15 protein-coding genes are annotated in these 21,659 nt (G+C 63.7%); 8 read left to right on the forward strand and 7 right to left on the reverse strand.

The features are described from left to right. Positions 1-51: 51 nt before the first annotated feature. The 3 genes from M2396_RS08220 to M2396_RS08230 all read right to left on the reverse strand — a co-directional run bounded on the left by M2396_RS08220 (position 52) and on the right by M2396_RS08230 (position 12,728). The gene (locus M2396_RS08220; RefSeq protein WP_259074151.1) at positions 52-9,303 is read right to left on the reverse strand and encodes a non-ribosomal peptide synthetase; all 9,252 of its coding nucleotides are present in this window, start codon (positions 9,301-9,303) and stop codon (positions 52-54) included. A gap of 91 nt (positions 9,304-9,394) precedes the next feature. After that, positions 9,395-11,755 (reverse strand): DNA polymerase II, encoded by a 2,361-nt coding sequence (locus M2396_RS08225; protein WP_259074153.1) that lies wholly within the window; start codon positions 11,753-11,755, stop codon positions 9,395-9,397. Positions 11,756-11,807: 52 nt separating this feature from the next. After that, on the reverse strand, positions 11,808-12,728 hold the full coding sequence (locus M2396_RS08230; RefSeq protein ID WP_101318503.1) for a LysR substrate-binding domain-containing protein: 921 nt from the start codon (positions 12,726-12,728) through the stop codon (positions 11,808-11,810). 159 nt (positions 12,729-12,887) lie between these two features. Between M2396_RS08230 and M2396_RS08235 the strand changes: the two genes are divergently transcribed. From M2396_RS08235 to M2396_RS08270, 8 genes are all read left to right on the forward strand, one after another. After that, complete coding sequence (locus M2396_RS08235; protein WP_101318501.1) at positions 12,888-13,664, forward strand: YqcI/YcgG family protein; 777 nt, start codon at positions 12,888-12,890, stop codon at positions 13,662-13,664. Positions 13,665-13,667: 3 nt separating this feature from the next. Further along, positions 13,668-14,300: a LysE family translocator gene (locus tag M2396_RS08240; protein ID WP_101318499.1), complete on the forward strand. Its 633-nt coding sequence runs from the start codon at positions 13,668-13,670 to the stop codon at positions 14,298-14,300. Between the two features lie 35 nt (positions 14,301-14,335). Then, positions 14,336-15,409, forward strand: coding sequence for a hypothetical protein (locus M2396_RS08245; RefSeq protein ID WP_101318497.1), 1,074 nt, complete (start codon positions 14,336-14,338; stop codon positions 15,407-15,409). Positions 15,410-15,601: 192 nt separating this feature from the next. Continuing rightward, positions 15,602-16,246, forward strand: a complete 645-nt coding sequence (locus M2396_RS08250) for a hypothetical protein (protein WP_101322984.1) — start codon at positions 15,602-15,604, stop codon at positions 16,244-16,246. A 92-nt stretch (positions 16,247-16,338) separates the two neighbouring features. Next, on the forward strand, positions 16,339-17,040 hold the full coding sequence (locus M2396_RS08255) for an AzlC family ABC transporter permease (protein WP_101322983.1): 702 nt from the start codon (positions 16,339-16,341) through the stop codon (positions 17,038-17,040). Next, a complete protein-coding gene (locus M2396_RS08260; protein WP_101318495.1) occupies positions 17,037-17,351 on the forward strand; it encodes an AzlD domain-containing protein in 315 nt (104 codons plus the stop codon). The genes M2396_RS08255 and M2396_RS08260 overlap by 4 nt, the downstream gene beginning before the upstream one ends. After that, the gene (locus M2396_RS08265) at positions 17,348-18,181 is read left to right on the forward strand and encodes an AraC family transcriptional regulator (protein WP_101318493.1); all 834 of its coding nucleotides are present in this window, start codon (positions 17,348-17,350) and stop codon (positions 18,179-18,181) included. The genes M2396_RS08260 and M2396_RS08265 overlap by 4 nt, the downstream gene beginning before the upstream one ends. Positions 18,182-18,241: 60 nt before the next feature. Next, positions 18,242-18,469 (forward strand): hypothetical protein, encoded by a 228-nt coding sequence (locus tag M2396_RS08270; RefSeq protein ID WP_101318491.1) that lies wholly within the window; start codon positions 18,242-18,244, stop codon positions 18,467-18,469. Between the two features lie 68 nt (positions 18,470-18,537). Here the strand turns inward: M2396_RS08270 and M2396_RS08275 are convergent, their stop codons facing one another. The 4 genes from M2396_RS08275 to M2396_RS08290 all read right to left on the reverse strand — a co-directional run bounded on the left by M2396_RS08275 (position 18,538) and on the right by M2396_RS08290 (position 21,544). Continuing rightward, entirely contained in the window at positions 18,538-19,020 is a 483-nt protein-coding gene (locus M2396_RS08275) for a copper chaperone PCu(A)C (RefSeq protein ID WP_101322982.1), read from the reverse strand. Positions 19,021-19,026: 6 nt separating this feature from the next. Further along, positions 19,027-19,632: an SCO family protein gene (locus tag M2396_RS08280; protein WP_101318489.1), complete on the reverse strand. Its 606-nt coding sequence runs from the start codon at positions 19,630-19,632 to the stop codon at positions 19,027-19,029. A gap of 234 nt (positions 19,633-19,866) precedes the next feature. Then, positions 19,867-20,451 carry a Fe-S biogenesis protein NfuA gene (gene nfuA, locus M2396_RS08285; RefSeq protein WP_101318487.1) on the reverse strand — a complete coding sequence of 195 codons (585 nt, stop codon included), beginning with the start codon at positions 20,449-20,451 and terminating at the stop codon, positions 19,867-19,869. Positions 20,452-20,509: 58 nt separating this feature from the next. Beyond that, complete coding sequence (locus tag M2396_RS08290) at positions 20,510-21,544, reverse strand: acyltransferase (protein WP_101318485.1); 1,035 nt, start codon at positions 21,542-21,544, stop codon at positions 20,510-20,512. Between the last annotated feature and the right edge of the window lie 115 nt (positions 21,545-21,659).

Here is a 21,659-nt window from a genome sequence, read left to right on the forward strand (position 1 = left end):
GTATCAGGTGGCGCCCCCTGGCGCGCACCTGCCTGACTGTCCTTGCCGCCGTTACTCGACCGCCACCCGGCCTGGGCGACGACGCTGGATCGGCTGTTGCTGCAATTGCGCCTGGCGCTCGGCCAGGGCCTGTTGCTCGGCCGCCTGTTGCACCTGCGCTGCACCTTCGAGCAACTGCGCCAAGGCCGCCTGCGGGTCGCCAAGCATGTGCTCGAACACCCCTTGCAACTGGCCAAACAGGCAGGCCATGTCGGCACTGGCGTAGAGTCCGGCATCGCACTTGAGCCCCAGGTATATGCCGGCGGGCGCGTTGACGAACTCGGCGATCAGGTCCAGCTCGGCGGCGGCTTTACCCGCCGGCAATGGCTGGATCTCGAGGCCGTCGATCGACAGCGGCACATCGCTGCTGTCCTGATAGATGAACTTGATCGCAAACAGCGGCGAACGCCCTGCCCTGCGCGGAACTCGCAGGGCTTCCACCAAGCGCTCGAACGGCAGGTCCTGGTGGTCGGCAGCGCCGATCACGGTGCTGCGCGCCGCCTCCAGCAACTGGCTGACGCTGGCCTGTGGCTCGACCGTCAATTGCAGTACCAACTGGTTAACGAAGAAGCCCACCAGATCTTCAACCCCGGCGTGGTTGCGGTTGGCCACATCGGTACCCAGGCGCACCCGCCTGCTGGCGCTGCGCTGGGCCACTACCACGCTGAAGCCGGCCAGCAGGAGCATGTACAAGGTCACCCCCCGCGCCGTGGCGAATTCGCGCAGGGCCTCGCTCAGGGCCGGGCTGAAGTGGAACTCGTGCACCTCGCAATAGGCGGCATTGGCCGAGGCTGCCTGGCGTGCAGGCGATGCCGGCAGGCTGGTCAAGCGGTGGTCATCGCCCAACTGGGCGCGCCAGTAGGCCAGCTGCCGCTCGAGCTCACCGGCCGCCAGCCACTCGCGCTGCCAGACGGCGAAGTCGACGTATTGCAGGCGTGGCTCCGGCAACGCCGATGGGCTGCCGCTGCGGGCCGCTTGGTACAGGCTGACGAACTCCGCCGGCAGCAGACCAAACGACCAGTGGTCGGCGACGATATGGTGCAGGGTGATCAGTAGCACATGGCGCTGCTCGCTCAGACGCAGCAGGCGCACGCGCATCGGCGAGCCGTCGACCAGGTCGAACGGCTGGCGGGCCTCGCTCTGCAGGTGCTGCTCGAGCGCAGCCTGCACTTCGGCTGAGCCACGCAGATCAGTGAAGGCGAATTCCGGCGCCAGCTGCTGATGCACTTGCTGCCAATGCTCGCCATCGGCTTCGAAATAGGTGGTGCGCAGCACTGCATGGCGCTGTACGAGCATGTCGAAGGCCTGGCGCACCGCGCGCGGGTCCAGCGTGCCGGTCAGCTCGAGCGCGCGGGCAATGTTGTACATCGAGCTGTGCGGCTCGAGTTGCCAGAGGAACCACAGCCGCTGCTGGGCAAACGACTGCAGCTGCGGCTGGCGCTCATCGACCCGGCGCAGCACCGGCATGCTCGCAGCGCGCTCGCTGTGTTCGATGCTGGCGACAAAGTCTTGCAGGGTGGCCGCCTCGAACAGGCTGCGCAGGGCCAGCTGTACGCCCAGCTCCTGACGCACCCGGCTGATCACCTGCGTGGCCAGCAGCGAGTGGCCGCCGAGGGCAAAGAAGTTATCGCCGAGGCCGACCTGCGCCACGTCCAGCACCGACTGCCAGATGGCGGCAACACGGCGCTGCAGATCGGTCTGCGGCAGCGCCTGACTGTGGCTGACGGCCTGCGGCGCGGGCAGCGCCTTGCGGTCGAGCTTGCCGTTGGGGTTGAGCGGCAGGCGCGCCAGCAAGATCAGCTGGTTGGGCTGCATGTAGTCCGGCAAATCGGCTTTCAACGCGGCTTGAATAACACCGCGCAGGTCATCCTGCGCTGGCACGGCCAGCGCCTCCAGGTCATCGACTGGCACCACATAGGCCACCAGTTGCAGGCCATGGCGGGCTGGCAGCGCTACGACCACTGCCTCGCGCACGGCGGGCTGAGCCGCGAGGCGCGCTTCGATTTCGCCAAGCTCGATGCGAAAACCACGGATCTTCACCTGGTGGTCGATGCGGCCGACGTATTCGATAGCACCTGCCGGGTTATAGCGCACCAGGTCGCCGCTGCGGTACAGCCGCGCGCCGGGCTCGCTGGCAAACGGGTCGGGCAAGAAGCGCTCGGCGGTGAGCGCCGGGCGGTCGAAATAACACTGTGCCAGGCTCGCCGCAGCGCCAATCCACAGCTCTCCGGTTGCGCCGGCCGGCAGCAGCTCGGCGCCAGCATCAAGAATGCGCAAACTGCGCCCGGCAATCGCCTGGCCAATGGGCACGCCATATACGGCACTGGCGTCGGCCAACTGGCAGTCATGCACGCTGGACACCACCGTCGCCTCGGTCGGGCCGTAGGTATTGACCAGGCGCACCGCGCCCAGCCCGGCCGCATGCCACAGGCGCAAGCCCTCGACCGACATCGCCTCGCCGCCGACGTGCACCTGGCGCAACCGCCCCAGGCTGCGGTCTTCGCTGGCACACAGCTTGGCCAACAGATGCCAGTAGGCAGCGGGCAAGTCGGCCAGGGTCACGCCCTGCTCGACCAGCACCTCGGCCAACTGCTCGACCGACCACGGCTGGTCATCGCGCATGATCAGCGCCGCGCCGACGCTCAAGGGTGGGTAGCACTGCTCGACAAAGCCGTCGAAGCTGAACGTGGCGAACTGCAGGACGCGGTCGCTGGCGGCAAGCCGGGAATAGTCAGCGGCGCTTTCGCAGAACTCGCGCAGGGCCGCATGGGCAATCGCCACGCCCTTGGGTTTGCCGGTGGAGCCTGAGGTGTAGATGACGTAAGCGAGGTCCTCAGGACAAGCGCGGTTCGCCGGGTCCAGCGTTGATGCGTTGGCCAGCTGATCGCCCAGCGCGTCGAGTTGCAGCCGCGTCAAGCCAGCCGGCAGTGCCAGATTACCAAGCAGCCCACCCTCACTGAGCAACAGGTCGAGACGGCTGTCCTCGACCATGAACAGCAAGCGCTCGTCCGGGTAGCTGGGGTCGAGCGGCACATAGGCGGCGCCACTTTTGAGCACTGCCAGCAGGCTGACGATCAACTGCGGGGTACGCCGCAGTGCCAAGCCGACACGTTGGCCGGGGCCGACGCCGGATTCGATCAGGCAATGGGCAAGGCGGTTGGCCTGTTGGTTGAGGCTGGCATAGTCAAGGCTTGCTGCCGAGGTCCACACCGCCAATGCTCCAGGCGTGCTGGCGGCCTGAGCAGCGATACGCTGATGCACCAGCGCTTGATCACGCAGCGCCATGCAGCTGTCGCCCTGGCGTTGCAGCAGGTTGTGCTGGCCGGTGTGATCAAGCAGGGTCAGGTTGCCGAGCACGCCTTGCGGGGCGGCGACAAACTGCTCAAGCAGGTGGCGCAATTGGCTGCACAACCCGGCTACTTGCTCGCTGCTGAACCGCGCCAGATCGTAGCTGAAGTCCAGGCGCAGGGTCGCGCCCAGTTCGATGCCGAGGGTCAGCGGATAGCTGGTCTGCTCGTGGTTGCTCAGGTTGCGCATGCGCAACCCGCTGCTGTCAGCCTGGCTCAAGGCCTCGGCCACCGGGAAGTTTTCGAATACCAGCAGGCTGTCGAACAGCGCGTTGCCCTGCTGTCCAGCCCAGGCCTGGATCTCGTACAGCGGCACATGCTCAAACTCGCGCAGCGCCAGGTTGTGCGACTGCAAGGCCTGCAGCCACTGCGCCACACTGTGCTGCGGGTGCGGCTGGCAGACGATCGGCAAGGTATTGATGAACAGCCCAAGCTGCGCGTCGATGCCCGGCAACTCGGCCGGGCGCCCAGCCACGGTGGCGCCGAAGGCTACGCACGCTTGCCCACTGTAACGCTGCAACAACACCGCCCAGGCCCCCTGCAGCAAGGTGTTGAGGGTGACTTTATGGGCGCGGGCGAACGCCTTCAGCGCGTCGGTCTGCACGGGCTCGAGCTCGGTCAGCAGCTGCCCGTAGCCGCTGCCGTGCGCCGGTCGGCGCAGGCTTTCAGCGAGCAGGGTCGGCTGCTCCAGCGGCGCCAGGTTGACTTGCCAGTAGGCCTTGGCAGCTTCAGCAGAGCGCCCCTGCAACCAGGCCAGATAGTCGCGGTAACGCCCTGGTGCAGCGCTCGGCTGTACGCCTGCATAACGCCCGAGCACCTCAGCCAGCAGGCTGGCGTTGCTCCAGCCGTCGAGCAGAATGTGGTGGCTGGTGTAGATCAGGTGCCAGTCGCCGCTACCGGTCGGCACCAGGCTCAGGCGCAGCAATGGCGCGCGAGCCAGATCGAAGCCCAGCGCGCGCTCGGCGGCGGCCAACTGGTCAAGGTCATGTTCACCCGCTTCGAGCAACGTCAGCGGCAGTTGCAGCTGGCGATGGACCAACTGATGCGCGTGCTCAAGGCCCTGCCAATGGATGCTGCTGCGCAGGATCGGGTGATGATCCAGCGCCGCTTGCCAGGCCTGACGGAAGCGCTCGACGTCGAGGCCGGCGATGTCCAGGCGCATCTGGTTGACGTACGCGCCATCTGCCGGCTGGTACAGGCTGTGAAAGAGCATGCCTTGCTGCATCGGCGCCAGCGGGTACAGGTCTTCGACCTGATCGGCGCTGGCGGGCAGCTGATCGAGCTGCGCCTGGCTGATGCTGGCGAGCGGGAAGTCCGAGGGCGTCACCTGCCCGGCCGGCACTTGCAGGCAGTGGGCAATCAGCGCGTGCAGCTCCTGCAGATAACCGTCGGCCAGTTGCTGGACGCTGGCATCGTCATACATGGCGCTGCTGTAGCCCCACTGCAAGGCCAGCTCCCCGGCGTACACCTGGCCTTCAACGGTCAGCCAGTTGGCCAGCGGCGCTTGAGGGTCCTGCGCCTGGCCGCTGCGTTCGCTGGCCGGGGCGAACAGCGCCGCCTGGTCGAATTGGCCATCGAATTGGCCCAGGTAGTTGAAGGTCACCCGCGGCGCTGGCAGCGCGGCCAGTTGTGCGCCGACGGCAGGCTCGGCGAGGTAACGCAGCAGGCCATAACCGAGCCCCTTGCCGGGCACCCGGCGCAACTGCTCCTTGACCGCCTTGATCGAACCCGGCCAGTCGGCCGGGACTTGCAGGCGTACCGGGAACAGGCTGGTGAACCAGCCGACGCTGCGGGTCAGGTCGAGGTCGTCGCCCAGGTCTTCGCGGCCATGGCCTTCGAGCTGGATCAGGCAGCCTGGTTGCGCCGTCCAGCGTTGCAGCAGGCGCGCCAAAGCGGTCAGCAGCAGGTCGTTGACCTGGGTGCGGTAGGCCGCCGGCGCGACTTGCAAGAGTTGCCGGGTGGCCTCTCGCGACAGACGCGCTTCGACCTTGCGCTGCAGTTGATTGGTCAGGGCGCCGTGGGGGCGGTCGCACGGTAGTTCGGCGATGTCTTGATGCTGGGCAAGCCAGTACGGCAGCTGATCGAGCACAGCCGGTACGTGCTGCTGCAGGCGCGCGGCCCAGGCTTGATAGCTGCTGGTCTTAGCCGGCAGCCTGGCTGGTTGGCCGGCGGCCAATTGCTGATAAGCCAGTTGCAGGTCTTCGAGGAGCACCCGCCAGGAAACTCCATCGACCACCAGGTGGTGAATGACCAGCAGCAAGCGTTGCTCGCCATCAGGCAGCTCTACCAACAGCGCACGCAGCAGTGGCCCTGTCTGCAGATCGAGGCTGCACTGCACCCCATCGCAGAGTGCTGCCAGTTGGGCGGTGTCGGTTGCCTGCGCGGATTCGAGTACTCGAGCGCTGCTGACCGGCGCATACGCCTGCTGCCAGCCTTGCGTCTGCGCGGTGTAACGCAGGCGCAGGGCATCGTGCTGGGCCAGCAACAGTTGCAAGGCTTGCTCAAGCACTTCGGCTTGCACCGGTTCACGCGGGCTCAATAGCAGCGACTGGTTCCAGTGACTGCGCTGCGGCATGTCCAGCGCGAAGAACGCGTGCTGGATCGGCGTCAGCTGTACGTCGCCGGTTGCCGGCCCCTGCTCTTGCTGGGCCTGGCTGTCGCGCACCGCGACCTGGGCCAGGCTACGCACCGTCTGATGCTGGAACAGGTCACGCGGCTTGAGCCGCACGCCGGCCTGACGCGCGCGACTGACCACCTGAATGGAGACGATGGAGTCGCCGCCAAGCTCGAAGAAATTGTCTTCCAGACCTACCTGGGCTACGCCGAGCACGTCCTGCCAGATCCCGGCCAGCAGCCGTTGCAGTTCGTCCTGCGGGGCCACGTAGGTTTGCTGCGGCGGCGCCTCCGGCAGTGGCAAGGCTTTGCGGTCGAGCTTGCCGTTGCCAGTCACGGGCAGCTGGTCCAATGCCAGCCAGTAGGTCGGCACCATGTACTCGGGCAGGCATTCGAGCAGCGCATTCTTGAGCTGGGCCTGCCAGCCCTCCTGTGGCTCCTGAGCAAGTACCAGATACGCCACCAGGTGTTTGCCTTCCTGCACCAGCACGACCGCCTCATCGACCTGCGGCTGCTGCATCAGGCGCGTCTCGATCTCGCCCAGCTCGATGCGCAGGCCACGCAGTTTGACCTGATGGTCGAAGCGGCCCAGATATTCGATCACCCCGTCGCGGCGCTGGCGGACCCGGTCACCGGTGCGATACAGCCGCTCCCCGGCAACGAACGGACAGGCGACGAAGCGCTCGGCGGTCAGCCCGGGGCGGCGATGATAGCTGCGCGCCAGGCCGATCCCGCCCAGGTACAGCTCGCCGGCAACACCTGCCGGCACCGGTTGCAGCTGGGCATCCAGCACCAGGGTGCGCAGGTTGGCAATCGGCTGACCAATCGGCACGGCCAACGCGCCTTCGTCGATGCAGGTCCAGTGCGTGACATCGATGGCTGCTTCGGTCGGCCCGTAGAGGTTATACAGCGCAGCCTGCGGCAAGCGGGCAAAAACCTGCTGCTGCGCTTCCAGCGGCAGTGCCTCGCCGCTGCAGACAATGCGCTGCAGGCTATGGCAGGCCTCAACGCCGTATTCATGGATAAATGCCTGCAGCATCGAAGGCACGAAATGCAGGGTGGTCACGCCGTTGTCGACGATGGTTTCGATCAGCCGCTCGGGGTCGCGATGCGCACCGGGTGCAGCGACCACCAGGCAAGCGCCGGTCAGCAGCGGCCAGAAGAACTCCCACACCGACACGTCGAAACTGAACGGGGTTTTCTGCAGGACCACATCGCTGCTGGTCAGTGCATAGGCCTGCTGCATCCAGCACAGCCGGTTGACCAGCGCCGCATGGCTGTTGCCCGCGCCTTTGGGTTTGCCGGTGGAGCCTGAGGTGTAGATCACGTAGGCCAGGTGCTGGGGCAAGGTCTGCGACAGTGGTACTTGCTCGGAGTAGTCGTCGAGCCAGCCTTGCGACTGATCCAGATCGATCATCTGCAGGCCGGCCTGCCCTTCCAGCAGCGGCCGCAGCGCACGCTGAGTCAGCAACAGGCGCACGGCACTGTCGTCGATCATGTAGTGCAGGCGTTCCTGAGGGTATTCCGGGTCAAGCGGCACGTAGGCACCGCCGGCCTTGTGGATGGCCAGCAGGGCCACGACCATTTCCAGCGAGCGCTCCAGGCATACGCCGACCAGCACATCCGGGCCAACTCCGCGCTCACGCAGCAGGTTGGCCAGCTGGTTGGCGCGACGTTCGAGGGCCGCGTAGCTCAGGGTCTGTTCGGCGAAACGCACGGCCGGCGCATCGGGCGTGCGCTGCACCTGCTCGCCAATCAGGCTGTGCAGGCACTGATCCAGCGGATAGGCCTGGGCGGTCCGGTTCCAGCCGCTGATCAGGGTGTCGTGTTCTTCATCCGCCAGCAGCGCCAGCTCGCCAACGCGCTGATTTGGGTCGGCCACCAGCGCTGCCAGCAGGCCGGTGAAGTGTTTGGCCATGCGCGCAATAGTGGCGGCGTCGAACAGTTCATCCGCATACGTAAGGGCGCCGCGCAGTTGCCCGCCCTGCTCATAGGTATCCAGAGTCAGGTCGAACTGAGTGGTGCGGCTCTGCCACTGCACCGCACTCAGGCTCAGGCCCGAGGCCGTTTGCAGGCTGGCCATGTCGGCTACGTGCGGCTGGTGGTTGTACATCACCTGAAACAGCGGCGTGTGGCTCAGGCTGCGCTCCAGCTGCAGCGCTTCGACCAACTGTTCGAAAGGCAGATCCTGATGCGCCTGGGCCCCGAGCACGCGCTCCTTGACCGCTTGCAGCAAGCTGGCGAATGGCTGCAGGGCGTCGACTTGAGTGCGCAGCACCAGGGTATTGACGAAGAAGCCGATCAGGCCTTCGATCTCGCTGCGGTTGCGGTTGGCGATCGGTACGCCGACACGCAGGTCGGTTTGCCCGGTGTAGCGCAGCAGTAGCACGTTGAAGGCGCCGAGCAGCAGCATGAACAAGGTCACGTTGTGCTGGCGGGCCAGTTCGCGCAGGCCGTCGGCCAACGCTGTGTCGATGGCGAATTCCAGGCGCCGGCCGCGCTGGCTTGGCAGCGCCGGGCGTGGATGATCGGTGGGCAGTTCAAGCGGATCGTGCTCGTTGCCGAGCGCATCCTGCCAGTAGCTCAGCTGACGCGCCTGCTCACCCGCCTCGAGCCAGCGTCGTTGCCACAGGGCATAGTCGGCGTACTGTACCGGCAACAGCGCCAGCGCAGGATTCTTGCCCAGCGCGAAAGCGTCGTAGCAACGAGTGAATTCTTCGATCAACACGTTCATCGACCAGCCATCGGAGACGATGTGGTGCAGGGTCAGCAGCAACACGTGCTCGTCGCTGGCCAGACGCAGCAGGCTGACCCGCAGCAGTGGGCCTTGCTCAAGGTCGAAGGGCTGCACCGCCTGGGCTTCGGCTGCCTCTCGTACCGCCTGCTCGCGCGCATCAATAGCCAGCGCCGAAAAGTCCTGATGAACGATGTGCAGCGGCTGCTCGGCGGGCACCTGCTGCACGCTGTCGTCATCACGGCGCCGGAATACAGTGCGCAGGGTCTGATGCCGCTCGATCAGGTTGGCGAAGGCGCGCTCCAGCGCGTTGATGTCCAGCGCACCTTTGAGCCGCACTGCACCGGGCAGGTTATAGGCGCCGCTGTGCGGGTCCAGTTGCCACAACACCCACATGCGCCGCTGGGCATAGGACAACGCCTGGCGATCCTCGGCGGGCACGTCGGCCGGGATCGGAAACTGGGCAAAATCCACCCCTTCACGGGCCAATGCAGCGAGAAACAGCTGACGTTTCTCCACCGGCAGGCCAATAAAGCGACGAGCGAGTTTCAGGGCGTCTTCAGCATTCATTGTGTGGGCATCCGAATCTATAGGCGTGGGGCGGTGGCGAACCATCCCTATAGAACGAATGCAACGAGGAAAAATTAGCGCCCGTGCGGGCTCAGAACAGCATCAGCTGGCGACCAGTCAGGGCGTTGAAATCGTCACCGACAAACGGCAGGATCGCGTCCGCCACCGGTTGCAGCTGGCGGCTCAGGTAATGCTCGTAGTCGATCGGCGACTGCAGGTTTTCCAGCGGTTCGGGGCCTGTTGTAGTGATCACATAGCTGATCCAGCCGCCGCGCTGGTACTGCCTGGGACGGCCCAGCCGCGCATTGAAGTCATCGGCCAGACGCGCCGCGCGCACGTGCGGCGGCACGTTGCGCTGGTAATCGGCCAGCGGCCGGCGCAGACGCTTGCGGTAGATCAGCAGTTCGTCCTGCGCGCCAGCGAGGGTGCGCTGTACGTAATCGCGTAGATAGTCACGATAAGGTTGGTTGCGAAAGATCCGCTCATACAGCCCTTGCTGAAACTGTCGGGCCAGTGGCGACCAGTCGGTGCGCACCGACTCCAGGCCCTTGTAGATCATCTGCAGCTCGCCATCGGCGCCCTGCACCAGGCCTGCGTAGCGCTTCTTGCTACCCTCCTCGGCGCCGCGGATGGTCGGCATCAGAAAACGCTGGTAATGGGTTTCGTATTGCAGCTCGAGTGCACAGTCGAGGTTCAGGCTCTGACGCAGGTGCTCGCGCCACCACTGGTTGACCTTGGCCACCAGCGCCTTGCCGATGCTCGCCGCCGCCTGCTCGTCGTGGGCGTGCTTGAGCCAGACGAAGGTCGAGTCGGTGTCACCGTAAATGACGTCGTAACCCTCGGCCTCGATCAGGGCGCGGGTCTGGCGCATGATTTCGTGGCCACGCAGGGTGATCGACGAGGCCAGGCGCGTGTCGAAGAAGCGGCAACCGTTGGAGCCGAGCACGCCGTAAAAGGCGTTCATGATGATCTTCAAGGCTTGCGAGAGTGCCGCGTTACCGTCGCGCTTGGCCGCTTCCCGGCCTTGCCAGACGCGCTCGACGATGGCTGGCAGGCAATGCCGGGTGCGGGAAAAACGTGCGCCGCGAAAACCCTCGACCGAGTGCTCGTCATCGGGCTGGCTGAGCCCTTCGACCAACCCGACCGGGTCGATCAGAAAGGTGCGGATAATCGACGGGTACAGGCTCTTGTAGTCGAGCACCAGCACCGAGTCATACAGGCCGGGGCGCGAGTCCATGACAAAGCCCCCAGGACTGGCAGTGTCCGGCTGGCTGCCCATGTTTGGCGCGACAAACCCCATCCGGTGCATGTGCGGAATGTACAAATGGCAGAACGCCGCGACCGAGCCACCGCTGCGGTCCACCGGCAGACCGGTGACGCTGGCGCGTTCCAGGAGGAATTCGAGCAGGCGGGTATGGGCGAAAATCCGCGTGACCAGCTCGCAGTCCTTGAGGTTGTACCGGGCCAGGGCCGGCTTGTCCTCGGCGAACATGCGGTTGATTTCGTCCATGCGCTGGTACGGCGTATCGATCGCCTTGCCTTCGCCGAGCAGGGTCTGGGCGACGTTCTCCAGGCTGAATGAAGGGAAGCTCCAGGTCGCCGAACGCAGCGCCTCGATGCCGTCGATCAACAAGCGGCCCGGCGCCTCGACGAACACATGGTTGCGCTCGGGGTGTGCGCGCAGGGTGAGTGGTGCGCCGTTACGGCCAAGCAGCAGCGGCACCTGCAAGCGCGCGGCGTGCTCGTGCAGCAAGCGCAGATCGAACTGCAGCACGTTCCAGCCGATGATCGCATCTGGGTCGTGGCTGGCCATCCATTGATTGAGGCAGTGCAGCAGTTGCGCGCGGTCGGCGCAGTAGTGCAGATCGAAGTCGACGATGCTGTGGTCGCCATTGGCCGGCCCGAGCATGTACACCTGACGCTGGCCGCAGCCCTCGATGGCAATGCTGTACAACTCGCCACGCTCGGTGGTTTCGATGTCCAGCGAGGCCAGGCGCAACGGCGGGCGGTAATCGGGGTGCGGCTTGAGCTGACCGTTGCAGAGCACGCCGTGGGCATCCGGCTGGCCGCTGAAGAGCACCGGCGCGGTAATGAAGCGCTCCATCAGGTAGCGTTCCGGTGGACGGATATCCGCCTCGTATACATCGATACCAGCGCTGCGCAGACGGTGCTCAAGCTGGATCAGTTGGCGATGTTGGCGGCAGTACAGGCCCAGCACCGGGCGTTGCTCGAAGTCGCGCAAGCGCAGTGGTTTGAGCTCAGCACCCTGCTCGCCCTTGAGCACTGCGCGGGCGTGGGCGGCGAACCGCTCAGGGATGAACGCCACCGATTCCTGCGGCGCCAGACGCAGCTGGCGCGGGCCCTGATCGGTCGCCAGCCAGAACTCCACGCAGGTGCCTTCGGGCGTATCGTGCCAATGTCGGGTGAGGACAAAGCCCTGCTGCAACTCCACTGCGATGACCTCTGTGATACGGCGTGCTGAGCAGGGATTCTACCCTGTTGCGTCAGCCGTAGAGGTAGTTGATCTCCTTGGACACCAGCGGCGGCACCTGGGCCAGCAGAAAATCGCGCAGCCGCAGCATCTGCCGAGCCTTGGGGCTGGCCTTGAGCCAGGTCATGTAATAGCCGTCGCCGGTTGCCACGGCGTGCTTGAACGGCATCACCAGGCGCCCGGCAGCGACGTCAGCGCTGGCCAGCACCAGGTCCACTACCGAGATGCCCAGGCCTTGCTGGGCGGCGGAAATACCTTGATCAAGGGTGTCGAACACCTGCCCCTGGTCGATGCTGATGTGCAATGCGTCCATCCGCGCCAGCCAGCGCCGCCAGTCACGCCGGTCGGTCGAGGGGTGCAGGAAGTCGCACTGACTGAGTATGGCCAGATCTGGGTTGGGGTCTTGCAGGTAATCGGGGTGGCAGACCGGAATCAGCCACTCGTCGAACAGCTTGAAGCCCTCGACGTCGGCAGGGAAACGACCGTTGGCCAGAAGAATCGCGCAGTCGTACGGTTCTGAATAAAAATCGACGCTATCGATGTCCATCCACACGCTCGACAGCTGCACGCTGCAGCTGTTTTCCACCTTCTTGAAGCCATCCAGCGCGCGCAATAGCCAACGTACGGTGAGCGTCGACGGTGCTTTCAGGCGCAAGCCATAGCGATCCTGACGCAGCAAGGCGCAGGCGTTTTCGATGATCTTGAAGCCGACCTTGAGCTCCTGCGCCAGCAAGCGGCCATGTTCGGTCAGGCGCAGCTTGGGCCCGCGTCGTTCGAACAGGCTGCAGCCAAACATCGACTCAAGGGTCTTGATGTGATGACTGACGGCGCCCTGGGTCAGGGCCAGCTCTTCGGCTGCACGAGTGAATGAGCCGTAGCGCGAAGCCACTTCAAAAGCGCGCAGGGCATGCAGTGCTTGAATCCGTTCTGACATCTATGGCCGTCCGCAGCATGAGTGAGACTAATAGTAGGTCATAAATCCAGGCGTTTTACAACGCTGGGCGCATCTCAGAAAATGCCTGTAAACCATAAATACATAGAGCTAATCAGCCTTAGCTAGGCAGAAATGATCATTAGAACGTCTGGGGAAACCATGTTTACGGGATATGGAAACTGCTATCGCCTGGATGCGCTAGAGCTGGCCGCCGAACATGTCCAGAATACGAGTCACTGGACCTTCAAAACCATAGAACACTTTCGCGCAATTCTCGCCAATCCTGAATTTCCTTGTTTGTTTGGCCGCAAGGCGGTCGGTGCCAAGACGTGTCACATTGTCTTCGCCCGTGCTGAGCACATGGCTGATGACATGGCCAAGGGCTTGACCGACTACGTGCGCACCATCGAACCGATACCTCGCAAGCAACGCATCGGCACCCCGCTGCTGGTATTCATCGAAACCGCCCCTGGCGGCAGCCTCGACGAGCAGCAGGCGCTGGCCTGGAAAGTGCTGCAAGGCGTGCATGCCCGCGACCCGCAGCCCTGGCCTCAGGACGTGCCGGGCGACCCGCACGATAATCAATGGTCGTTCTGCTTCGCCGGCATGCCGCTGTTCATCAACATGAACTTCCCGGCGCACCGGCTGATGAAGAGCCGCAACCTGGGCGACAGCATGGTCTTCGTGATCAACCCCCGCGAGAGCTTCGAAGAAGTCGCGAGTGCCCAGACCGAGAGCGGTCAGCGCATTCGCGCGCGGATTCGTGAACGGGTCAGCCACTACAACGACGGTGTCGTGCCTGACTCGCTGGGGTACTTCGGCCAAGACGACAATTTTGAATGGAAGCAGTACCAGTTGCAGGAGCAGGGGTCGCTGAACCCGTCGCGCTGCCCTTTCCATGCCCACAAGGCACCCGACACACTGATCGAGAACTGAATCGTGAATACCGCCCTGACTGCCACCTATGCCCTGACCGTGCTGCTGCTGATCGCCACCCCCGGCCCAGTCGTCGCCCTGATCGTCAACACTGCTGCAGCGTCCGGCTCACGCAAGGCGCTGTTCACGGCCATCGGTACCAACTGGGCATCACTGGTCCTGATCGGCGCTGCGGCCTGGATCATCATGACCAGCGCCGCCATCGACAAGGCCTGGCTCAACGGCATGAGCCTGCTCGGTTGCCTATTCATCGGCTACATCGCCGTGGCGACTCTGCGCGAGGCACTGCAACCGCCTACGGCTACAGCGCCAGCCGTGGCAGAAACGCCGCAACCGGCCCGCGGCGGCTTGCTGCAGGGGTTCATGGTGGGCATTTCCAACCCCAAGGACATCATCTTCTTCATCTCGTTCTTCCCGCAGTTCATCCAGATCACCGAGTCGTTCGGCAAGAGCATGGTGGTGCTGTCGCTGCTGTGGATCGCCATCGATTTCGCCGTACTCAGTCTGTATATCTTCGCCATCGGCAGGATCGCTTCGCAGCGCAGCAGCCGCATGATCAGCCTTGCCTCCGGCGTAGCGCTGCTGCTGATTGCAGCGGTCGGCCTGCTTTACAACCTGAAGGAACTGACGGCCTGAGCCGCACACGCCTGCTGACCGAGTGAGGAGGTTTGATGAGCCTGATCGATAGCGCCACGGACGGCCAACTGCTTCCTTTGCAACTGGACTACCAGCGCTTTATGCAGCTGGGCAGCCGGCGTTTGCCGCAAACCCTGTACATGCACGAACGGGGTTATCGCTCGGACACCATCAATACCGATTCATTGGGCTTGCGCTATAGCCACTGGGCGGGCAAGCGCTACTCACCCGCCGAACGTGGCAGTACGGCGCGAGTCAACCTGCTGGTGGGCGGCTCGACCGCTTTTGGCATAGGCGCGAGCGGCGATGACGCTACGGTTGCCTCGCACCTGTCGGCGCTCACCGGTGAGGTCTGGCTGAGCCTGGCTGGCTGCGGGCTGAGTGCTACGCAAGAGCTGCTGCTGTTCCTTACACACCAGCATCGGCTGGGCAAGATCGGCCATGTGGTGATCCTCAGCGGGCTCAACACGTTGGCCCAGGAGGCCCTCAGCGAGTTACTGGCCACGGGTTCCGACCCGCGTCAGGCATACCTGAACAGCTTCAATGAGACCTTGCAGGCACCGCCCTGCAAAGGCGTCGATTCGCTCTGGCAACGCTTGCGCCAGGCGTTGGTGCCACGCCGCGAGCAGCCTGCCTTGAGCTGGTCGCTGCCGCCTGCGGACAAGCGCCTGATGCGCGCTGCCGACTGTATTGGACGCACCTTGCGCCAGTGGGACCGCTTGCTGGCCGACAGCCATGCCACCCTCACCTTCATCTTGCAGCCGCTGCTGCCCTGGTGCCGCGATACGGTGCCCGCAGCTGAGCAGGCCAGGCTTGATGCTTTGCAGCAGCAGCCGGTACCGTTCGATCAGTTGCTGGCGGGCGTTTTCGATGCCGAACGGCACTCGGCATTCTTTCGCCGGATCAAGAACCAAGCCGATTCTGTCGCCTGTTATGACATGAATTGCATGCTCGACAGCTCACCGGTATTCGCCCAGTCACTGTTCGTAGATCGCTTGCATTTCAATGACTTGGGGAACAATACCTTGGCCAAGGTGATCACTGCCAAGCTGGGCCTGGCGCAGGATAAACAACGCCTGCGCAAGGTGACGCCGATCAAGCTCGTCTGATAAACGCGGCCATGGTCTATCGGCATGGGCCTCGGGATGGCTAGAATAGCCGGTCATCGCTGTGATTTACCGAGGCATATGCGCATCTGCAAAGAACATCGAAGCTCCAACGCTGCCAACAGCGGCACGCCACGTTCAATCGTCACGCGTGCTGTCCTGTTCTCGCCTCTGCTCATCGCCCTGGCTGCGCCCATGGCAGACGCGCTTGAGAGCCAGATCGACCCGCACGCTGATCTGCTCTACCGGCAGGCCTTGCCGCTGCTCGAGCAAGCCGACAGCGTGAGCGACAGTCCCTCGCCGCTGCGCTCGGTTGCCGACAGCGACCCCGAGCTGAGCCGCCAAGGCCAGGCACTGGCGCAGACCCTGCCGACCGCGGTGGCGTTGCTGAAAAAGTCGGTGGCGCTGGGGCATCCGGTGGCGCAATACCGGCTGGCGCTGTATTACATGACCTACCTGCCTGCCGCGCAGATTCCCGACGCCGCCTGCCCCTTGCTCGAGGCCAGCCTGCAGCAGGGCTTTGCCCCGCCCGCGCCGGCCATTTCGACCTGGTGCCCACCGTACAACGCCAGCCCGGCGTATCGCGACGCGATGGAAGCCATCCCCAACATGGCCACGTTGTACGCGCAGTACTACCCGCAACCCGCTGTGCGCCTGGCCTGTAACCGCAGCCAGCCACAAGGGTTGCAGATGCAATGGGGGCGGCAGCGCGATTATCAGGCCGAGGTCTATCGGTTGCTGGGTGATCTGGACCCGCAGCATCGGCAGACACTGTTGCAGAAGGCAGTAGAGATCAACGGCTGCGCCGCTGCGCAGCAACGCCTGACCAGCAATCGCTGAAGCACAGGCTGGCCTTAGACGAGCAAGATCGTTCAAGCCAGCCTTGAGCTGTTCTGCCATGCTGCGCTGCCTTGTTGTTTGCAGCCGTCATCATGCCCAGCAGTCAGCCAATCACTCGCCACGCCTTTCTCCACGGTGCCATTGCCAGCCTGCCGCTGTCGCTGGCGGTTGCTCCCTGGGGCCTGCTGGCAGGCTCGATGGCCATCGAGGCGAACCTCAGCCCATGGCAAGGCCAAGGCCTGTCGGCGATCGTGTTTGCCGGTGCAGCGCAGTTGGTGGCGATCGGGATGCTCAAGGGTGGCGCCAGCCTGCTGTCGATCCTGCTCACGACCTTGCTGCTGACCTCCCAGCATTTGCTCTACGGGCTGTCGATGCGCCCGCTGCTGTCGGGCCAGCCATTGCGCTGGCGGCTGGGCCTGGGTTTCCTGCTCACCGATGAATTTTTTGCGCTGACCAGCCACTACGACCAACAGCAGTTCAACCGCTGGTATGCCTTGGGCGTTGGCCTGACCTTCTACGTGGCGTGGAACCTGTTTACCTTGGCCGGCATTGTGCTCGGCCAGAACATCCCGCACCTGGACCAACTGGGCCTGGATTTCTCCATCGTCGCCACCTTCGTTGCCCTGATAGCGCCCACCGTGCGCAACGTGCCGGCATTGGTGTGCGTGCTGGTATCGCTGTTCAGCTCGGTGCTGTTCACCTACTGGCACTGGGAGACCGCATTGATTGCAGCAGGGTTGCTGGGCATGGGTGCAGGCTTTGTCTGTCAAAAACTGGCTGGAGCACGGGCATGATCTGGTTGTTGATCTTGGGCATGGGCCTGCTGGTATTTCTCAACCGCTACGCGTTTCTCGAGCCGCGTTTACCGCTGCGCCTGAGCTCCAACGCACGGCAGTTTCTCGGTTTTGCCGTACCCGGCATGCTCACAGCCATCTGCGGGCCAATCATCTTTCTGCCTGAGCACCAGCTTGACCTGAGCCTGACCAATCCGTACCTGCTCGGTTCGGTGGTGGCTGTGGCGCTGGTGCTGTTGACCCGCAGTGTGCTGCTGAGCATGCTGGTAAGCATGTTGATCTTCTTCCTGCTGCGCAGCTGGCTGGCATGAGCACACCCCTGCGTGAACAAACCCACCTCTGGCAGGCGCCGGCACTTGGCGACGTCGAGATGCTGCACGCGCGTTATGTACAGCAACGGTTTGCCCCGCATGTGCATGAAGGCTATGTGTTCACCGTGATCGAATCGGGCGCGCAGCGCTTCTGGCACCGTGGCAGCGAGCACCTGGCGCCGGTGGGCAGCATGGTCCTGATCAACCCCGACGAACTGCACACCGGCGCTACTGCGCACGAGACCGGCTGGCGTTATCGGGGCTTTTATCCCGAGCAGGCACGGGTTACGGGCGTGCTCGACGAGCTGGAACTGAGCGGCCAGGGCATGCCTTACTTTCAGCAGAGCGTGATCAATGATCCCGCCCTGGCGGCGGCGTTCAGTCAGTTGCACCAGCTCTCGGAAGCCGGGGCTAGCGCCTTGCAACAGCAGACTGCCTGGCGCCAAGCGGTGCTGGCCCTGGCCCAGCGGCACGGCCAGTGCAGCGCGCCACGCGATCCAGGCCGTGAGCCGCTGGCTGTCGCCCGCGCTCGTGAGCTGCTGGAAAGCCAGCTCGCCAACCCGCCTTCGTTGGAAGCGTTGGCGGCGGCGGTTAACTTGTCTGCCTTTCACTTTGCCCGGGTATTCTGCCGAGCCACCGGCCTGCCCCCGCACAGCTGGCTGAAGCAACGGCGCCTGGCCCGCGCGCGGGAGCTGCTCAAGGGTGGCATGGCTGCTGCCGATGCCGCGTTCGCCCTGGGCTTTGCCGATCAAAGCCATCTCAACCGCCAGTTCAAGCAGGCCTACGGCGTCACCCCTGGCGCCTACCGCAGCGCCTGCCTGAGCCGCTGAGGCGCCCGGCAAATTCTGCCAGCGCTGCTACACTTCAAGCGCTGAACGGAGGAACCTGCCATGTCTGCAAAAGAGCTCAACACCCTGCTGACGTTGATGAATCAGCGCCAAACCCACTTGACCAGCGCGTGCAAGGAAATTGCCGCTTGGATCGACCGGCAGGGTGATGTGCCCGCAGCCGGCAAGATCCGCGACAGCTTGCGGGCACTGGAGGCTGAAGAAGCACAGGTGCGCAAAACGCTGACCTCGCTGAAGACCGACCGCCCGCTGCCACGTTTCCGCGGTTGATTCTCGGCAAAAAAAAGCCGCTCTCCAGGGAGCGGCTTTCTTTACTGAGCGAATAGCTCCGGCAGCTGTCAGTGTTGATGCGCGTGCTCGTGGCCACCAGTGTTGCCATCGGCTGTCAGGCCACGCACGGGCGCCTGGACCTGCAAGGTCTGCTTGGCGCCCTTGGCGTCTTCGATGGTCAGCGTCAGCGGCACTTGGGTGCCTTCCTTGACCTGCTCATGCAAGCCCATCAGCATCACATGGTAGCCGTTCGGATCCAGGCTCACGGCTTTGCCGGCAGGCAGCTCGATCGACTTGACCTGGCGCATGCCCATGACGTCACCGTTCATGGTCATCTCATGCACTTGCACGTCCTTGGCTACTGGCGAAGCGACCCCGACCAATTTGCTGTCGGTGGTGGCAGTCAGCACCATGAAGGCGCCGGTAGCATGCTGCTGCGGCACGGTTGCTCGCACCCAGGCATCGCTGACGCTGGTCTCGGCCAGGGCCGGCAGCGCCATGCCCATCAGTGCCAGAGCGGCCAGGCCGCGCTTGATCGGTTGCAGCGAAATTGCCATTTAGCAGATCTCCATTAGGGTAAGCAGGTCTTCTGTGCATTCCTTGGCATTCAGGGAATGCCCCAGGCTCAGGCGCAGTGTGCTGCGCGAATCGTAGACGTAGCTGGTGGACGAGTGGGAGATGGTGTACGTGTCGCCGGTGGGGACCTTTTCGTAGAACACCTTGAACTCCCGCGCAACCGCGGCGATCTCTTCCGGCGTACCGGTCAGGGCCGTGAACGATGGGTCGAATGCCTTGACATAGGCGTCAAGCACTTCGGGCGTATCACGTTCAGGGTCGAGGGTGATGAATACCACCTGCAAGAAGCCAGCATCGCGGCCCATCAGCTTCTTGATCTGGGCGGCACGCGCCAGCGCAGTCGGGCACACGGCCGGGCACTGGGTGAAGCCGAAGAAGATCATCGGCATGGTGCCGTAGAAGCTCGACAAGGTCCGCACGTTGCCCTGGCTATCGGTCAGGCGGAACGAACGGCCGAGGATTTCGTTGCTCATGTTCTTGCCGTACTTGAAATCAAGGCCGCGCGCCGGGTTGCAACCGGCCAACAGGCCAAGCCCGAGTACGCCCATGCCGGCGACAACGGCACGCCGGCTCAACAGATCAGTCATGGAACCATCCTTTACAGGGAAGGTGCCAGCCCCTGGGCAGGGCCGGTCAAAAAGCCGCGGCATTCTGGCATGACCTCTGTTGGCTATCTACCCAACAAAGCCGGTGATCGGCCTGCAGCCCTTGTAATACGCGGCTGCGACCTGTTGTCGCGGGGGTTGAATCAGTAACAGATTGTTGCTAGAAGCGCGACCCGCGCGTTGCTGCCCGGGTCTGCTTGCGCACCACTACCGCTATCAGTAGTAGGCGTTTTCTTTCTGGGTGTGGTCGGTCACATCGCGCACGCCCTTAAGCTCAGGAATGCGTTCGAGCAAGGTGCGCTCAATGCCGTCCTTGAGGGTCACGTCGGCCTGGCCGCAGCCTTGGCAACCACCACCGAACTGCAGGACGGCAATGCCGTCGTCAACTACGTCGATCAGGCTCACTGCGCCACCGTGGCTGGCCAGCCCTGGATTGATCTCGGTTTGCAGGTAGTAGTTGATGCGCTCGTTGATCGGGCTGTCTTCGTTGACCATCGGCACTTTGGCGTTTGGCGCCTTGATGGTCAGCTGGCCGCCCATACGGTCGGTGGCGTAGTCGACCAGCGCGTCATCCAGAAACGGTTCGCTGACGGCGTCGATGTAGGCCGTGAAGCTTTTCAAGCCGAGGGCAGTGTCCTCTGGCTTCTCTTCGCCCGGCTTGCAGTAGGCAATGCACGTCTCTGCGTACTGGGTGCCTGGCTGGGTAATGAATACGCGGATGCCGATACCCGGGGTGTTCTGCTTGGAGAGCAGATCGGCCAGGTAATCATGGGCGGCGTCGGTAATGGTTATAGCGCTCATGGAAGTTCCTCACAGACTTGCTGGCAAGTGTACGCCAACCCAGGCCCCGAACAAAGTCCTAGCATTTGACTCGGGATAGCTCCCAGGCTGGCTGCTGCGCCGAACGTGCGTCGATCCAGGCCTTCATCCGTTGATACAGGCCGCGTTCCAGCCATTGGTAGCTCAGCCACGACATTAGTCCAATGGACGGCACGCAGAAGGCGAAGACCAGATAAGGGTTGAGTGCAAAACGCTCGCTGACGAACCAGCCAGCATGCAGCACCAGCACATGGATCAGATATACCGAGTAGGAGCAGTCACCGAGCATCTTGAGCAGCTGGTTGCCACGGAAATACGGCTCAAGCGAGATGAACGCCAGCACCACCAGCGCGCTCGGCAGGCCCCAGTGCAGCAGGCGCAGCGACGCATCCAGCCGGTATAGAGCAAACCCGGCCAGCGCCAGCAATGCCAACGGCAGCCAAAAGCCCTCGCGGATCAGACCTCGGCGGTAGAGCACGCCCAGGCCGATCCCTAACAGAAATTCGTAGATGATGCCGTTGTTGTAGAAGTGGCTGACCACCCCCAGCCGCCCCAGAACTTCGCTGACCAGCAACAGCGCGGCCGTGACCAGCAGCAGGTGCAGACGCCGACGTACCATGAAGGCGAGGCCGAACAGCAGATAGAAGAACATCTCGAAATTCAGTGTCCAGCCCACATTGAGCGTTGGATACATGCCGTAGCCGCCGGGGTTTTCTGCCGGGATGAACAGCAACGACAGCAGCAAATGCTGCCAGTCGAACACCTGATGCGGCATCCAGCGGCTGGCGCCGAACAGCAGCAGGGCCATCAGAGCGGTGTAAAACCAGTAGGCGGGTATGATGCGCAACGCGCGGTTGAGCAGAAACTGACTGGGGACGATGTCCTTGTCACGTGTCGACAGGTAGATCACCAACCCGCTGATCACAAAAAAGATGTCCACCCCAACTGCGCCGCGCTCGGCGAGCAGGGCGCCAACGGGGCCGCTGGCGTGGAAGTCGAAGAATATCTGCATGAAATGGTGGCAAACCACCACCCAGGCGGCGAACGCCCGAAGTGCCTGAAGCGAGTACAACATGCAATGCCCTGTGGTCCTGGTGCATTCAAGCCTGGGGTTCGGCGCAGACGCGCCACCGAGAGCGGCGAGCCGAACCACAGACCACTTGCTATTGGGACCACGACATCGATGAAAA

Origin of the sequence: Pseudomonas sp. BIGb0278 (assembly GCF_024809895.1) — a bacterium.
Lineage (GTDB): Bacteria > Pseudomonadota > Gammaproteobacteria > Pseudomonadales > Pseudomonadaceae > Aquipseudomonas > Aquipseudomonas shirazensis.